The organism is Fluviibacterium sp. S390, from assembly GCF_049800695.1.
Lineage (GTDB): Bacteria > Pseudomonadota > Alphaproteobacteria > Rhodobacterales > Rhodobacteraceae > Meridianimarinicoccus.
Window position 1 is genome coordinate 1 of sequence record NZ_JBNAFN010000005.1, and the last position, 15,489, is coordinate 15,489.

Consider the following 15,489-nt stretch of genomic DNA (forward strand, 5'->3'; position numbering starts at 1 on the left):
CCAGCCATCATCCTCGCGAAAACACCTTTGTCACTCCACCGCTTCCAGCGGTTGTACAAGGTCTTGTGCGGACCGTATGCGGCGGGCGCATCCCGCCAACGTAAGCCATTGCGGTTGATGAAGATAATTCCGCTCAACACGCGCCGATCATCGACGCGGGGCTTGCCGTGAGACTTGGGAAAGAAAGGCGCAAGCCGCGCCATCTGCGCGTCGCTAAGCCAGAAGAGATCAGACATGTCACCGCTCGTTTTTCGAACGGTGAATCACGCTGATCGCCGGAAATCAATGGGTCCTGAGCCTAATAACGTTCTTGCAACCGTAAGACAAAGCAATCTCGACTTTTTTCGATGTGAGCATACCGTCTGTCTTACAGTCGGTCAAACATCCAGTTCCTCGACAAACCGCGCGTTGTCCTGGATGTACTCGAACCGCTTTTCGGGTTTCTTGCCCATCAGCCGTTCGACAAGATCGGCGGTTTCACCCGGTTCGTCGTCGTCCACGGACACCCGGATCAGTTTTCGGGTGGCCGGGTTCATGGTGGTGTCTTTCAGATCCTTGGCGTCCATCTCGCCCAGACCCTTGAAGCGGCTGACGTCGATCTTGCCCTTGCCGCCCAGTCCCTTGGCCAGCCATTCGTCGCGCTCGACCTCGTCCAGACAGTAGACGCGCTTGGCGCCTTGCGTCAGCCGGTACAGTGGCGGGCAGGCGAGGTAGAGGTGGCCGTTGTCGATCAGCGGGCGCATCTGGCTGAAAAAGAAGGTCATCAACAGCGCCGCGATATGGGCGCCGTCGACGTCCGCATCGGTCATGATGATGATTTTCTCATAGCGCAGATCGTCGACGCGGAACTTGGTGCCCATCGAGACTCCCAGCGCCTGCGACAGGTCATTGATCTCGGCGTTCTGGGTCATCTTCGACGAGGCCGCGCCCAGCACGTTCAGGATCTTGCCGCGCAAGGGCAGCAGGGCCTGGGTCTTGCGGTCCCGCGCCATCTTGGCCGAGCCGCCGGCGCTGTCGCCCTCGACGATGAACAACTCGGTGCCGGCGCGGTTGGCGGCCGAGCAATCCACCAGCTTGCCGGGCAGGCGCAGCTTCTTGGTGGCGGATTTGCGGGCGGTTTCCTTTTCCTGGCGTCGGCGCAGGCGTTCCTCGGCGCGCAAAACCAGAAAATCGAGGATCGCACCGGCGGATTTCGTGTCGGCGGCCAGCCAGTTGTCGAAGTGGTCGCGCACGGCGTTTTCCACCAGGCGGGCGGCCTCGGTGGTGGCGAGGCGATCCTTGGTCTGGCCGACGAATTCCGGTTCGCTGATGAAACAGGACACCAGCGCGCAGCCGCCGGTGATCAGGTCTTCGCGGGTGATGTCCTTGGCCTTGCGGTTGCTGGCCAGTTCGCCATAGGCGCGGATGCCCTTCAGGATCGCGGCCCAGAAGCCGGCCTCGTGGGTGCCGCCTTCGGGGGTGGGGACGGTGTTACAGTAGGACTGGATGAAGCCGTCGCGGGCCGGGGTCCAGTTGATTGCCCATTCGACCAAGCCGGGTACGCCGAAACGTTCCTGGAACTGCACCTTCCCTGCGAAAGGGCGGTCGGCATAGGTGGCCGCGCTGCCCAGGGTTTCGGTCAGATAGTCCGACAGGCCGCCGGGGAAGTGGAACACCGCCTCGGCCGGGGTTTCACCGTCGTCGATATGGGATTTCCAGCGGATTTCCACGCCCGAGTATAGGTAAGCCTTGGAGCGGGCCATCTTGAACAATCGCGCGGGCTTTAACCTTAGCTTACCGAATATCTCGGCATCAGGATGGAAGGTGACCGAGGTTCCACGGCGGTTGGGGGCCTGCCCGACCTCGGTCACCGGTCCTTGCGGGATGCCGCGGGAAAACTCCTGCGCGTAGACGGTCTTGTTGCGCGCGACCTCGACCCGGACGTGATCGGACAGGGCGTTGACGACCGACACGCCGACGCCGTGCAGACCGCCCGAGGTTTCATAGGCCTTGCCCGAGAACTTGCCGCCCGCGTGCAGGGTGCACAGGATCACTTCCAGCGCGGATTTGTCGGGGAATTTCGGATGCGGATCCACCGGGATGCCACGCCCGTTGTCCTTGATGGTGACCGAGCAATCGCCGTGCAGTTCGATCTCGATACGGCTGGCGTGGCCCGCGACGGCCTCGTCCATCGAGTTGTCCAGAACCTCGGCCACCAGATGGTGCAGGGCGCGCTCATCGGTGCCGCCGATGTACATGCCGGGCCGTTTGCGCACCGGCTCCAGCCCTTCCAGCACCTCGATCGAGGCGGCGTCATAGGCAGGCGACGGTTGCGCCCCGGTCAGAAGGTCATCGGCCATGGAACTGCTCTTTTGTTGGTATTTCGGGCCAGTCTACAGGCAGCGGGCAGGGAAGGGCAATCACTCCTGCGCCCTCACTTGCGTTGATTCGCCTCTCGTGCCACAAGATGTGGGAGGCGAACGCATGGGAAAAACACGATGCGAGCAGTAGGTTTTGGGACGGTTCTTGCCGTCCTGGCGGGCATTTCGGCGGCCCATGCACAGAACGCCGAATTCGACGCGGCGCTGAGCCACGCGGCGCGCGAAGAGGTCACCCAACCGGGCGATTCCGACAAGTCCGACAACGACATTTCCCGGCTGGCCATGGCGCTCAGTTGGGATGCGGGCGGCGACGGACGAATGCGGGCGGCGCTGGAACTGGGCGTGGGCAACGAGGATTTCGATGGCCCCTATCCGGCCCTCAACGGGTTCGAACTGGCGTTCGGGCGGCGGGTCGGCATGCAGCGCTATGCCGCCGGGGCGCGGATCCGGTCCGACGATGATTTTTCGACGACGACAGAACTGGCCTACAGCGCCGAGCATTTCGGCCGCTCCATCGACTGGCACGGGCTGTTTGGAATGCAGTTTGTCGCCGATTCCGACGATGTGCCGGGGCGGGACGGACCGGGGTTGTTCGGTCAGGTCGACGGCGATTTTTATATCAATGACAACTGGTTGCTGATGGCCGGGGCGTTGGCCGATACCGATGGCGCGGTCTACGGCTTTGGCACGGAGTACCGTTTTGACGGCGCGCCGATCAGCCTGTTCCTGGACTATGCCGAGGCCTTCAACGATTATCGCGGCCAGCAGAAATACGACTCCCTGTCGGTGGGCATCCGCATCATGCCAAAGTCCAAGTCCTTGCGATCCTTCCATCAGAGCAACCTGAGCCGCGCAATGTTCCGGCTGGTTGAAGTGCAGTAGCACGCCCTCCCACGGCCCTTGAGGGGGCACGGCAATCGGAGTAAGGGCCGGGGATGTCCCGACCCTTGACCTTTTCCGCGCATCTGAAAGCGACCCTGACCCTTGGCCTGCCGTTGATCGGCGGGCAGTTGGGTCAATTGCTGATCCATGTCACCGATACGGTGATGATGGGCTGGTACGGCGTCACCGAGCTTGCGGCGCTGGTGGTGGCAACCTCGGTCATCTTCGTGTTCCTGATCCTTGGCTCCGGGTTTGCCTGGGGCGTGATGCCGCTGGTGGCCGCAGCCGCCGAAGAAGGCGACGACATCCAGGTGCGCCGGGTGACCCGCATGGGTCTCTGGGCGTCGATGGGGTACTGCGTGGTGGTTCTGCCGCCGCTGGTAATGGTGCCGGATCTGTTCGGCATGCTGGGGCAGGTGCCCGAGGTGGCGGTGCTGGCCGACCAGTATTTTGCCATCGGCCTGTGGATGATGGTGCCGGCGCTGGTGATCATGCTGTTGCGCAGTTACCTTTCGGCGCTGGAGCGCACGCAGGTGGTCCTCTGGGTCACGCTGGCGGCGGCGGCGGTGAACGCCGTGATGAACTATCTGCTGATCTTCGGCACCTTCGGATTTCCCGAAATGGGGGTGCGCGGTGCGGCCTGGGCCTCTATCGGGGCGAACGTCGCGGCGGCCATCCTGCTGATCATCTACGCGCGCTGGAAAGAGCGGCGGCGCGAGATCTTCGTGCGCTTCTGGCGGCCCGATTGGGTGGCGCTGCGGCAGGTGTTTCGCATCGGTGCACCGATCGGGCTGACCAGCCTGGCCGAGGCCGGGCTGTTTTCCTTCGCCTCTGTCCTGATGGGCTGGATCAGCGCCGAGGCCCTGGCCGCCCATGGCATTGCGATGCAATACGTCACGGCCACCTTCATGGTGCATCTGGGCCTGGCACAGGCGGCGACGGTGCGGGCCGGGCGTGCCTATGGCCGTAAGGACGCCGCTCTTCTGGTCGGCGGGGCCAAGGCGGCAATGGCATTGTCGGCGGCGGTGGCGATTGTCACCGTAGTTGTCCTCGTGGCGCTGCCCGAACCCCTGGTCAGGCTGTTCCTTGATCCCGATGATCCGCAATTGCCCGCAATCGTGGCCATCGGTGTCGGCCTTCTGGCTGCTGCCGCGATCTTCCAGGTGACCGATGCGGCGCAGGTCATGGCCCTTGGGTTGCTGCGCGGGGTGCAGGACACCCGGGTGCCGATGATCTATGCGGCGGTCAGCTATTGGGGCGTTGGCGCGCCGGTGGCCTGGTTCCTGGGCTTCCACATGGGTTTTGGCGGGGTCGGCATCTGGCTGGGTCTGGCGCTGGGTCTGACCATGGCGGGCATCCTGATGATGCGCCGGTTCTGGACCCGGATCGTTCCGAAAGTGGCGGCGGCGCGCAGGGCACCGGCCGCCTGATCTGGTCGTTTACGACAGTGCCGCGCAGAACGACTTGATCCGCCCGCAGGCCTCGGTCAGCGCGTCGTCCGAGGTGGCATAGCTGACCCGGAAGCAGGGCGAGGTGCCGAAGGCCGCGCCGAAGACCACGGCAACGCCGGTTTCCTCAAGCAGGGCCGTGGCGAAGGTTTCGTCATTCTCGATGACGGTGCCTGCGCCCGACGTCTTGCCGATGCACGCCGCAATCGACGGGTAGACGTAGAAGGCGCCTTCCGGGGTCGGGCAGGTGATGCCTTCGCAGTCGTTCAGCATCGAAACCACAAGGTCGCGGCGGCGTTTGAAGGTCTGGTTGTTGACCGGAATGAAATCCTGCGTGCCGTTCAGGGCTTCGACCGCCGCCCATTGGCTGATCGAGCAGGGGTTCGAGGTGCTTTGCGACTGGATCTTCCGCATCGCGCCGATCAGCTCCTTGGGGCCGGCCGCATAGCCGATCCGCCACCCTGTCATCGCATAGGCCTTGGACACGCCGTTGACGGTCAGGGTGCGGTCGTACAGCGCCGGCTCGACCTCGGCCGGGGTGCAGAAGTCGAAGTCGTCATAGACGAGGTGTTCGTACATGTCGTCGCTCATCACCCAGACGTGGGGATGGCGCAGCAGCACATCGGTCAGGCCTTTCAGTTCGGCGCGCGAATAGGCCGCGCCCGACGGGTTCGACGGCGAGTTGAAGATCAGCCATTTGGTCTTGGGCGTGATCGCGGCCTCCAGCGCCTCGGGCGTCAGCTTGTAGGCATTCTCGGCGGTGGCTTCGGCAATCACCGGCTCTCCGCCGGCCAGCAGCACCATGTCGGGATAGCTGACCCAATAGGGGGCGGGGATCACCACCTCGTCGCCGGGGTTCAGCGTGGCCATCAGGGCGTTGTACAGGATCTGCTTGCCGCCGGTGCCGACCGAGACCTGTGCCGGTTCATAGTCCAGCCCGTTGTCGCGCTTGAACTTGGCGCAGATCGCCTGCTTCAGCTCGGGGATACCATCGGGGGCGGTGTATTTGGTCTTGCCCGCGGCGATGGCCGCGACGGCGGCATCCTTGATGTTCTGGGGCGTGTCGAAATCCGGTTCGCCCGCGCCCAGGCCGATCACGTCCTTGCCGGCGGCGCGCAGTTCCGCGGCCTTTGTGGTGACCGCGATGGTCGGGCTGGGTTTCACGCGGGCAAGGGTTTCGGACAGGAAGCTCATCGGTCTCTCCGGTTGTCATGGGGGTAGGCTATGCTTAGGGTGCGCCGCATGACGGATCAAGAGACCACGGACATGAGCGGCGCTGAAAAACCCGAAGAATGGTTCAGTTCTGAAACTTCGACCTTCGGAGACCGGCTGGCCGGCGCGCGGGAGGCCGCCGGCATGAGTCGCGGGCAACTGGCCCGTCGGCTGGGTGTCAAGGAAACCACGGTCGCCAAGTGGGAAGACGACTTCTCGGAACCGCGCGCCAACAAGCTGCAGATGCTGTCGGGCATCCTTGGCGTGTCGCTGACCTGGCTGCTGACGGCCGAGGGCGAAGGGCTGGACGGCCCCGCCGTCGAGGACACGATCTCGGACGATCTGGCCGCGATCCTGACCGAGATGCGGGTGCTGAAATCCGAGATGCAGCGCAGCGCTGACCGCGTGGGCTTGCTGGAAAAGCGCCTGCGTCAGGTGCTGAAAGAGGACAAGTGATGGCGGAAACGGCAGAGGCCCGGATCAAGCGCATGAAGATGCGCTCGATGCGGCGGGGCATCAAGGAAATGGACCTGATCCTGGGTGGCTTCGCGGATCGTGAGCTTGAAGGGCTGAACGAGGCCGATCTGTTGATCTATGACGCGCTGCTGTCGGAAAACGATCACGATCTGTACCAGTGGATCAGCGGCCAGAAACCGACCCCGCCCGAGTATCTGGAACTGATGACCCGCATCGCCGCCAGCCAATCGACCGCAGTCTCGCACGGTTCGCGCCCAGTTTAACGTGATCTTGGGAAAATGCGCTGAATGTTTTCGCCAGTTGCTTATTGGCGGAGGTTTTCAGGATGAGTGTTCACCCAGGTATCGGGGAAAAGGCGGAACAGTCGGTGATGTCCAGCTATCTGGATGTCATGTCGCTGGTCGAACGGCTGCACCGGCTGCTGCTGGATGTGATCAAGGATGAGTTCGAACGGCTCGGGATCATCGAGATCAACGCGGTGCAGGCGCTGCTGTTGTTCAACATCGGCGACAATGAGGTCACCGCAGGCGAATTGAAAAGCCGCGGCTACTATCAGGGCTCCAATGTCTCCTACAATCTCAAGAAGCTGGTCGAGATGGGGTTCATGGACCACCAGCGCTGTCAGATCGACCGCCGTTCGGTGCGGGTCAAACTGACCGAGAAGGGGCGCGAGATCCGGGCGATCATGCAGGATCTGTTCGCGCGCCATGCCGACGGTCTGGAAAGCCACGGGGTAATGGGTGCCGATGGCATGGCCCAGATCAACACCTCGCTGCGCCGGGTCGAGCGGTACTGGAGCGACCAGATCCGCTACATCTACTAAGCATCGTCCGGGCGCCGACACGCCGCCCGAACCAGGGACCAGAACGGTCCGCGCGCATCCAGATCACCAGTGACCGGTGTTCTCCATGCTCGCCCAAGGCTCCTGCGGGGGCAGAGATTTTCCCTTCTGAAGCAATTCGATCGACACGTTGTCCGGCGACCGCACAAAGGCCATGTGCCCGTCACGCGGCGGACGGTTGATCACCACGCCGTTGTCCATCAGGTGCTGGCAGGTCGCATAGATGTCGTCGACCGCATAGGCCAGGTGCCCGAAATGGCGGCTGTCCGAGGGCAATCCCTCGTCCCCATCCCAGTTATAAGTCAGTTCCAGCGGGCAGTCCGGCTGATCCGGCGGCGCCATGAAGACCAATGTGAAACGTCCGCCTTCGCTGTCCGTGCGTCGGGTCTCTTCCAGTCCCAGCAGGCGGTAGAAGGCCATAGACGCCTCAAGATCTTTCACGCGCACCATGGTGTGGAGGTATTTGATCGTCATCGGGATCCCCTGTTGTTGATGGCGCAAACATAGGCGGAGCGGCGGCGGTTGCAAATGCCCTGGCGCCTCTGCCGGGCCCGCGATCTGCTTTGCCGGTCGGGGTGGAACGGGTACACATCGGAAAACGGCATCCGGCGCCCGAGTCGCGCCGGTGCAGGACAGCCCGCAGGGAGGGAAACGTGCAGGAATATCTCAACGCATTGCAAACGGTGCTGCAGAAGGGTGTCGACTCCTCGGATCGCACCGGCACCGGCACCCGGTCGTATTTCGGGCTGCAGTGCCGCTATGATCTGCGCGCGGGATTTCCGCTGGTCACCACCAAGAAGCTGCACCTGCGGTCGATCGTGCACGAACTGCTGTGGTTCCTGTCCGGCGATACCAACATCCGCTACCTGAAAGACAACGGGGTGCGCATCTGGGACGAATGGGCGGATGAAAACGGCGACCTTGGCCCGGTCTATGGCCACCAGTGGCGGCATTTCCCCAAGGTCGAGACCGGCTCCGCCGGTCCGATCATCGGCGAGGTGGACCAGATCGCCAAGCTGGTCGAGGCCATCCGCACCAGCCCCGACAGCCGCCGGCTGATCGTCTCGGCGTGGAACCCCGGCGAGGTCGACGTGATGGCGCTGCCGCCCTGTCACACGCTGTGGCAGGTTCGGGTGCAGGGTGACACCATGCATCTGCAACTCTATCAGCGCTCGGCGGACATGTTCCTGGGCGTGCCCTTCAACATCGCCTCTTACGCGCTGCTGCTGGCGATGCTGGCGCAGGTGACCGGCTACAAGCCCGGCGAGTTCATCCATTCCATTGGAGATGCCCATATCTATTCCAACCATATGGAACAGGTGGCTGAGCAGTTGTCGCGGACCCCGCGCGCCCGTCCGACCCTGATGATCACGCGCGAGGTGCCGTCGATCTTCGACTTCCGCTACGAGGACTTCGAATTCCTGAACTACGATCCGGCGCCGGTGATCCGCGCGCCGGTGGCGGTCTGACCATGATGACGCTGATCGTTGCACGGGCCAGAAACGGCGCCATCGGGCGGGACGGGGATATTCCGTGGCATGCGCCCGAGGATCTGAAGGCGTTCCAACGTGAAACCCTGGGCGGGGCGATCATCATGGGCCGCCGGACCTGGGAAAGCCTGCCGTTCCGCCCGCTGAAACGCCGCTTCAACTGCGTCGTCTCGGGGGGGCAGATCGACGGTGCCGATGCGGTCTGCACCAGTGTCGAGGCCGCGATGACCGCCTGCGCGGCGGCGGGCTATCACCGGATCTATGGCATTGGCGGTGCGGGGATCTACCAGGCGATGCTGCCGCTGGCCCATCGGCTGATGATCACCGAGGTTGATCTCGACGTGCCGGATGCCGACACCTTCTTTCCCCGCATCGATCCAGCCGACTGGACGGTGGTGGCCCGCACACCGCTGCGCAGCACCGCGCCGGCCTGCGAATTGGGCGAATGGTTGCGGCTGTAAACGCAAAAAACGGCCGCGATGGCGGCCGTTTTCTTGGTCTCATGCGGTCTGAGCCAGGTCAGCTTTCCAGCGACAATTCCGAGGCCGACGCCCGCCCGTCGCGGCCTTCGCGCAATTCATAGGAAATCTTCTGATTGTCGGCGAGGCCGGTCAGCCCGGCGCGCTCGACCGCTGAAATGTGCACGAACACATCCTTGCCGCCGTCGTCAGGGGCGATGAAGCCATAGCCTTTTGTGGTGTTGAACCATTTCACGGTGCCTGTGGGCATCGCGTGTCTCCTTGTCCTCCCCGCCGGAGCGGGCCGTTTGTCTTCAGCCGAAACCGTATCGACCGTGGTGTACGGGGGCGGCGGGACCGCCCCCTGTCCCTATTGAACAAGCATGTTGGGGAAAAAAGGCAAGTCCGGAGTGCTCCATCCCCGCCCATTTTTCCGGTGGTTCCTGGTGCGGCGCACAGGGCTGCCCGGAAACCGGGCAACCGACCCATGCCGGTCAGACCTCGACTTTACGGTTCAGGACAAAACGGTCGGCGGCGAAGGGACCAGCGCCTTTCAGCACCAGAACCAGAAGCAGGAAGATCCAGAACGACCGCTGATCGACGATCAGGCTGCTCGGGTCGCGGTCGAACCATGCCCCGATGTCCTTGGCCGCCAGCCCGTGCCCGGTGATGTCCACCCAGCTTTGCACGATGACGAAGCCGATCATGCCAAGGGCCGCCGCGCGGGTGAGCAGCCCGATGACGATCATCAACGGCAGCAGAAACTCGGCATAGGTGCCCAGGAGCACGACAAGCCAGTGGAAAAAGCCCAATTGGCTGGTGTCATAGCCCGCGGCCTCCATCGCCTTGGGGAAGATCTGGATGTAGGCCCCGGCCGAGGGAAACAGGAAGCCGAAGATGCCATCGCCGATTTTGGTCATCGCCGACGCCCAATAGTAGACCAGAAGGGTGCCGGCAAAGACCAGCCGGGCAAGGGTCGGGGTCAGCCAGCCATCGGTGGCGCGTTCCAGCAGGCCGAAGACGGAATTGTACAGGGAAACAAGGGTTTTCATGGGGTCAGCTTTCGGTCAGGGAATGGATCGCGCCACGGGTCAGAAGCAGGCCCAGCGTGGCGCTCAGGTCGAAGTCGGGGTCGGTCCCGGTGGCCTGCTCCAGCGCGGCGCCGAAACGGGTGCCGGCTTGCAGGGCCTGGCAGAAGGACACGGCACCGGGGGTCAGCGGGTCAACCATGGGATCAAATCCGGGGCGCGAGATCAGCACGGATTCGGCCTGCGGGTTCGGCGGCGGAGCAGAGGCCCGGGTATTGGCGCGCCAGATGCCGTGGATCGGGTGGGGCGAGCATAGCACGCGCATCGCCGGGGCCATGATGAAGCCGGTGGTCATCAGCACGTCGGTGGGAAGGTCTTGCAGGCGCGCGGGGTCGAGCGGTGTGCAGTCTGCAGCGTGATAGGCTTCGCGCAGGGCCAGTTCCAGCCGTGCCACATCGGCCAGATAAGGCAGATGCGTGACGGGTGGGAAGGCTTCCAGGAAGGTTGGAAACGCGGTGCCATAGGTCATCAGAAGCGGCGTTTGCGGGGGGGATTGCCGCAGGTGGATGCCGACCATGGCCTTGAAGAAGTCTTCCCCGACCAGCTTGCGGATGACCGGAAATCCGGTTTCCAAGGCTTCGGTCAGGCTGACCGCCACGTTGTTGCGGTAGACGTCGAATCGCTTGCCGGCAGGGGCGCCGTCTGGGCCCGTCAGACCGTCCGGTACCGGGGACGCAGGGTCCAGAAGGGCCTCTCCAAAGGTCGAAAGGCGCGTCATTGCGCGGGCACCAGGACAGGTGCCAGCAGGTCGGCCGCGCGGCGGGCCTCTGACACCAGCACAGGCCAGTCCGGCACATCGGTGTCCCATTCGATCAGGGTCGGGCGTGGACCGCCACGGCGCAGGGTATGGGCATACAGCGTCCAGACCGGGTCCACCACCGGGGCGCCGTGGCTGTCGATCAGCAACGGTGCGCCCGCATCATCTGTATCCTCATCATGGCCGCCAAGATGAATTTCGCCCACAAGATCCAGCGGGAAGGCGTCGATATAGGACACGGGATCGGTTTGCTGGTTGGTGGCCGACACGAACACGTTGTTCACGTCCAGCAGCAGGCCACAGCCGGTGCGGGTCGCGATCTCGCGCAGGAAGTCGACCTCGGCCATCTCGGTTTCAGAAAACGCCAGGTAGGTCGAGGGGTTTTCCAGCAGCATCCGGCGGCCCAGAGCCTCCTGAACCTGATCGATATGGGTGCAGACCCGGTCCAGCGTGGCGGCGGTATAGGGCAGCGGCAGCAGGTCGTTCAGAAAGCCGCTGTCATGGGTCGACCAGGCCAGATGTTCCGAAAAGGACGCAGGGGCAAGCCAGCCCAGCAGCGTCTTCAGGCGCGACAGATGATCGGTGTCCAGCGGGCGTTCTCCGCCGATCGACAGACCGACACCATGCACCGAGATCGGGAAGCGTTCGGCCAGCGCCCGCAACTGTGCCAGCGGGCGTCCGCCTGCCCCCATGTAGTTCTCGGCGTGAACCTCGAACCAGCGCACGGGGCCGGGGTCGGCCTCGATCGCCGCGAAATGGCTGGGCTTGTAGCCGACGCCGACGGCATCGGGCAGGGCGGTGAACGGCGGGCGGCTGAACGACATGGGAACCTCGGGCAGTCAGGGGTGGGCAGGCCGATCCCGGCCCGCCCGACAGGCCGATCAGGCGGGCAGATCGCGGTCCAGGGCTTCCAGCGAGCCCATGCGCCCGTCGGGAAGTTTCATTTCCGTGCAGGTGCCCTTGGCCACCAGTGTCCAGGCGTTGCCCTGGTAGTCCACGGTCGAGGTGCCAGCGCATGTGGTGCCGGGACCGGCTGCGCAATCGTTCTCGCCAGCCAGCGACACGCCATAGCATTTTTCCTGGGCTTGCGCGTGGGCCGGGGCGGTGGCGGCGGTGGCAACAGCGGCGGCGACGGCGCCAGCGACGGCAAGATGCTTCACGGTGTTCGACATGGGTCTATCCTTGTTGGGTTGTATGTGTTTCGGTGCCGCATCGGGCGACAGGGAAATCCTAGACGCTGGCATGAGCCGATCCCACACACGGCTCCGTGACTCACCGGGCTGTCATATCCTGTCAGGTGGTGGCCGGGAGTCGAGGTGCGCAAGGCATTGTTTTCATTTGATATGACGCCGAAGTGTTGCAATTTCCGGCATCGCTTGGGGCCGCGATGCACGAAATGTTACAGGTTTCGCGGTCGATGGCGGTACCGGCCCGCGCGGAAAAATCCAGGCCTGAAACACTTCGGCCCGCGGAAAACCGCGGGCCGTTGCATTTGGGATCGGGAGGTGGATCAGACCAGATCGGGCGGCGTGGCCTCTTGGGTCAATTGCCCGACAATCTCGTCCAGCGGCACGACGCTGGTGGTCTTTTCGCCCAGCCGGCGGACCGAGACCGAGCGGTTCTCGACCTCTTTCATGCCGATGGCCAGAATCACCGGCACCTTGCCCAGCGAATGCTCGCGCACCTTGTAGTTGATCTTCTCGTTGCGCAGATCGGCCTCGGCACGCACCCCGGCGGCGGTCAGCGCGTTGACGACTTCCTGACAATAGGCATCGGCGTCCGAGATGATCGAGGCCACCACCACCTGACGCGGGGCCAGCCAGAACGGCAGTTTGCCGGCGTAGTTTTCGATCAGGATGCCGAGGAACCGTTCGAACGAGCCCAGAACCGCACGGTGCAGCATGACCGGGCGATGCTTGTCGCCATCGGCGCCGATGTAATTGGCGTTCAGGCGCTCGGGCAGGTTGAAATCGGCCTGGAAGGTGCCGCACTGCCACTCGCGCCCGATGGCGTCGGTCAGCTTGAAGTCCAGCTTCGGCCCGTAGAACGCGCCTTCGCCGGGGTCGAGTTCGAAATCGTTGCGCACGCTGAGGATCGCCTTTTCAAGCGCGGCCTCGGCCTTGTCCCAGATCTCGTCCGAGCCGACACGCTGTTCCGGTCGCGTCGACAGCTTGATGTCGAATTTGCCAAAGCCGGTGTCGGTATAGACGCGGCTGAGCAGGTCGATGAACTTGGCGCATTCGCTTTCGATCTGATCCTCGGTGCAGAAGATATGCGCGTCATCCTGGGTGAAGCCGCGCACCCGCATCAGCCCGTGCAGCGCGCCATGCGCCTCGTAGCGGTGGCACGAGCCGAACTCGGCCAGCCGCATCGGCAGGTCGCGATAGGACTTCAGGCCCTGGTTGAACACCTGCACATGGCAGGGGCAGTTCATCGGCTTCAGCGCATTGGTGCGCTTTTCGTTGGCATGTTCCTCATCGATCTCGGTGGTGAACATGTTCTCGCGGTACTTGTCCCAATGGCCGGACTTTTCCCAAAGCTTGCGGTCCACCACCTGCGGGGTCTTGATTTCCTTGTAGCCGTCGCGCGTCAGCTGGCGGCGCATATAGTCTTCAAGCTCGCGGTAGATGGTCCAGCCGTTGGGATGCCAGAACACCATGCCGGGCGCTTCTTCCTGGAAGTGGAAAAGCTCCATCTCCTTGCCAAGGCGGCGGTGGTCGCGCTTTTCGGCTTCTTCAAGGAAGTTGAGGTATTTCTTCAGCCCGTCCTTGTTCTGGAAGGCGACGCCATAGATGCGCTGCAACTGTGGACGGTTGCTGTCGCCGCGCCAATAGGCGCCAGCCACCTTCATCAGCTTGAAGGCATCGGCGGGCACCTGTCCGGTATGTTGCAGATGCGGGCCGCGGCACAGATCCTGCCAGTCGCCGTGCCAATACATGCGCAGCGGCTCGTCGCCCGGAATGGCGTCGATCAGTTCGACCTTATAGGGCTCGCCCCTGTCCTTGTAGTGCTGGACGGCGCGGTCGCGTTCCCAGATCTCGGTCCGGACCGGATCGCGGGCGGCGATGATCTCGCGCATCTTCTTTTCGATGGCGCCCAGGTCTTCGGGAGTGAAGGGCTCGGCGCGGTCAAAGTCGTAGTACCAGCCGTTGTCGATCACCGGGCCAATGGTGACCTGCACGTCCGGCCACAGCTCCTGCACGGCGCGGGCCATGATGTGGGCGCAGTCGTGGCGGATCAGTTCCAGCGCCGGGGCGTCGTCCTTCAGGGTGTGAATGGCAATCTCGGCATCGGCCTCGATCGGCCATTGCAGATCCCAGTGCTGGCCTGCGACGGTGGCCGAGATGGCCTTCTTGGCCAGCGAGTTGGAAATGCCGGCGGCCACATCGGCAGGGGTCACGCCTGCGGGGTAGGAGCGGCTGTTGCCATCGGGAAAGGTGAGGGAGATGTCTGCCATGATCTGGCCTCCTCGTCGGTTTGGCGCCCACGGAACGCCCGGTTGCGGGTATGGTTTCGCGGGTCTTCTGGGCGCTTGGCGGCGGGGTGTCAAGACGGCTCGGCGGGTGCGCGGGGGCCGATGGTGTGCCGTGAGTATTTTTGCCAAGAAGAAATGGCTGGCGCGGCGCAGGGTGCGGGCGATTGCCGCCACCCCGGCGATTGCCTAGGGTTCAGGAAAACCGGCGGAGGCATGGCATGAGCGAACGGGTGGCGATTGTGACGGGGGCGGCGCGGGGCATTGGCCTGGCCACCACGCGGCTGTTCCTGGAGGAAGGGGTGCGCGTGGCCATGGTGGACCGCGATGCGCCCGCCCTGCGCGACGCCGTGGCCGGGCTGGACGGGGTACTGGCGCTGGAGCGCGACGTGTCGCGCCCCGAGGATGCAACAGCCATCATGGCCGAGACCGAGGCGGCTTTCGGGCGGATCGATCATCTGGTCAACAATGCCGGGGTCGCCGATTTCGGGCCCATCGAGGAGACCGACTTCGCGCGCTGGCGGCGGGTGATGGAGACCAACCTGTACGGGGTGTTCCTGTGTTCGCAGGCGGCGATCCCGGCGCTGAAGAAGACGCGCGGGACCATCGTGAACATCGCGTCGATCTCGGGGCTGCGGGCCTCGACCCTGCGGGTGGCCTATGGCACCTCGAAGGCCGGGGTGATCCATCTGACCCAGCAGCAGGCGGTTGAGTTGGGGGAACATGGCATCCGGGCCAATTGCGTGGCGCCGGGGCCGGTGCGGACAAAGCTGGCCATGGCGGTGCACAGCCCCGAAATCATCGCGGCCTATCACGACGCCTTGCCGCTGAATCGCTATGGCAGTGAGGAAGAGATCGCCCGTGCCATCGTCTTTCTGAGTTCGGACAAGGCCAGTTTCGTGACCGGGCAGACGTTGTCTGTCGATGGCGGCTTCGAGGCCACGGGCATCGGCCTGCCCGCGTTGCGCCAGGAATGAGCCGCAGAAAACCCTTGTTCGCGGCGG

Annotated in this window: 18 protein-coding genes; 8 read left to right on the forward strand and 10 right to left on the reverse strand. The window is 63.9% G+C overall.

Features of this window, described 5'->3' with window-relative positions:
* Together ACP15K_RS05275 and parE are read right to left on the reverse strand one after the other, a co-directional pair.
* The coding region (locus tag ACP15K_RS05275; RefSeq protein WP_424990003.1) for a transposase at window positions 1–236 on the reverse strand (236 nt) is incomplete at its 3' end.
* Between the two features lie 141 nt (window positions 237–377).
* Window positions 378–2,339, reverse strand: a complete 1,962-nt coding sequence (gene parE / locus ACP15K_RS05280; protein ID WP_193142538.1) for a DNA topoisomerase IV subunit B — start codon at window positions 2,337–2,339, stop codon at window positions 378–380.
* Between the two features lie 138 nt (window positions 2,340–2,477).
* Between parE and ACP15K_RS05285 the strand changes: the two genes are divergently transcribed.
* Window positions 2,478–3,242 (forward strand): hypothetical protein, encoded by a 765-nt coding sequence (locus ACP15K_RS05285; protein WP_193142537.1) that lies wholly within the window; start codon window positions 2,478–2,480, stop codon window positions 3,240–3,242.
* A 53-nt stretch (window positions 3,243–3,295) separates the two neighbouring features.
* Window positions 3,296–4,672, forward strand: a complete 1,377-nt coding sequence (locus tag ACP15K_RS05290) for an MATE family efflux transporter (RefSeq protein ID WP_424990004.1) — start codon at window positions 3,296–3,298, stop codon at window positions 4,670–4,672.
* Window positions 4,673–4,681: 9 nt separating this feature from the next.
* Here the strand turns inward: ACP15K_RS05290 and ACP15K_RS05295 are convergent, their stop codons facing one another.
* Window positions 4,682–5,884, reverse strand: a complete 1,203-nt coding sequence (locus ACP15K_RS05295; RefSeq protein WP_193142535.1) for a pyridoxal phosphate-dependent aminotransferase — start codon at window positions 5,882–5,884, stop codon at window positions 4,682–4,684.
* Window positions 5,885–5,932: 48 nt separating this feature from the next.
* Here ACP15K_RS05295 and ACP15K_RS05300 point away from each other — a divergent pair, with 48 nt between their 5' ends.
* The 3 genes from ACP15K_RS05300 to ACP15K_RS05310 all read left to right on the forward strand — a co-directional run bounded on the left by ACP15K_RS05300 (window position 5,933) and on the right by ACP15K_RS05310 (window position 7,202).
* A complete protein-coding gene (locus tag ACP15K_RS05300) occupies window positions 5,933–6,358 on the forward strand; it encodes a helix-turn-helix domain-containing protein (protein WP_424990005.1) in 426 nt (141 codons plus the stop codon).
* Window positions 6,358–6,642: a succinate dehydrogenase assembly factor 2 gene (locus ACP15K_RS05305; RefSeq protein WP_193142534.1), complete on the forward strand. Its 285-nt coding sequence runs from the start codon at window positions 6,358–6,360 to the stop codon at window positions 6,640–6,642. The genes ACP15K_RS05300 and ACP15K_RS05305 overlap by 1 nt, the downstream gene beginning before the upstream one ends.
* A 107-nt stretch (window positions 6,643–6,749) precedes the next feature.
* Complete coding sequence (locus ACP15K_RS05310) at window positions 6,750–7,202, forward strand: MarR family winged helix-turn-helix transcriptional regulator (protein ID WP_394355479.1); 453 nt, start codon at window positions 6,750–6,752, stop codon at window positions 7,200–7,202.
* A gap of 63 nt (window positions 7,203–7,265) precedes the next feature.
* Here ACP15K_RS05310 and ACP15K_RS05315 read toward each other — a convergent pair whose 3' ends face one another.
* The gene (locus tag ACP15K_RS05315; protein ID WP_193142532.1) at window positions 7,266–7,694 is read right to left on the reverse strand and encodes a VOC family protein; all 429 of its coding nucleotides are present in this window, start codon (window positions 7,692–7,694) and stop codon (window positions 7,266–7,268) included.
* A 179-nt stretch (window positions 7,695–7,873) separates the two neighbouring features.
* Between ACP15K_RS05315 and ACP15K_RS05320 the strand changes: the two genes are divergently transcribed.
* Window positions 7,874–8,689 carry a thymidylate synthase gene (locus ACP15K_RS05320; protein ID WP_193142531.1) on the forward strand — a complete coding sequence of 272 codons (816 nt, stop codon included), beginning with the start codon at window positions 7,874–7,876 and terminating at the stop codon, window positions 8,687–8,689.
* A gap of 2 nt (window positions 8,690–8,691) precedes the next feature.
* The gene (locus ACP15K_RS05325) at window positions 8,692–9,171 is read left to right on the forward strand and encodes a dihydrofolate reductase (RefSeq protein WP_424990006.1); all 480 of its coding nucleotides are present in this window, start codon (window positions 8,692–8,694) and stop codon (window positions 9,169–9,171) included.
* Window positions 9,172–9,229: 58 nt separating this feature from the next.
* On the opposite strand, the gene ACP15K_RS05330 is transcribed toward ACP15K_RS05325, so the two are convergent.
* The 6 genes from ACP15K_RS05330 to thrS form a co-directional block, all read right to left on the reverse strand.
* A complete protein-coding gene (locus ACP15K_RS05330) occupies window positions 9,230–9,439 on the reverse strand; it encodes a cold-shock protein (RefSeq protein ID WP_193142529.1) in 210 nt (69 codons plus the stop codon).
* Between the two features lie 223 nt (window positions 9,440–9,662).
* On the reverse strand, window positions 9,663–10,220 hold the full coding sequence (locus ACP15K_RS05335; RefSeq protein ID WP_193142528.1) for a DoxX family protein: 558 nt from the start codon (window positions 10,218–10,220) through the stop codon (window positions 9,663–9,665).
* Between the two features lie 4 nt (window positions 10,221–10,224).
* The gene (locus tag ACP15K_RS05340) at window positions 10,225–10,974 is read right to left on the reverse strand and encodes a DNA-binding domain-containing protein (protein ID WP_424990007.1); all 750 of its coding nucleotides are present in this window, start codon (window positions 10,972–10,974) and stop codon (window positions 10,225–10,227) included.
* Entirely contained in the window at window positions 10,971–11,837 is an 867-nt protein-coding gene (locus ACP15K_RS05345) for a DUF692 domain-containing protein (protein ID WP_424990008.1), read from the reverse strand. Before ACP15K_RS05345 ends, ACP15K_RS05340 begins: the two co-directional genes overlap by 4 nt.
* 57 nt (window positions 11,838–11,894) lie before the next feature.
* Window positions 11,895–12,185 carry a DUF2282 domain-containing protein gene (locus ACP15K_RS05350; RefSeq protein WP_193142525.1) on the reverse strand — a complete coding sequence of 97 codons (291 nt, stop codon included), beginning with the start codon at window positions 12,183–12,185 and terminating at the stop codon, window positions 11,895–11,897.
* Between the two features lie 338 nt (window positions 12,186–12,523).
* A complete protein-coding gene (gene thrS / locus ACP15K_RS05355) occupies window positions 12,524–14,470 on the reverse strand; it encodes a threonine--tRNA ligase (RefSeq protein WP_193142524.1) in 1,947 nt (648 codons plus the stop codon).
* Window positions 14,471–14,706: 236 nt separating this feature from the next.
* Here thrS and ACP15K_RS05360 point away from each other — a divergent pair, with 236 nt between their 5' ends.
* Window positions 14,707–15,462 carry an SDR family NAD(P)-dependent oxidoreductase gene (locus tag ACP15K_RS05360; RefSeq protein WP_193142523.1) on the forward strand — a complete coding sequence of 252 codons (756 nt, stop codon included), beginning with the start codon at window positions 14,707–14,709 and terminating at the stop codon, window positions 15,460–15,462.
* The last annotated feature ends 27 nt before the right edge of the window (window positions 15,463–15,489 follow it).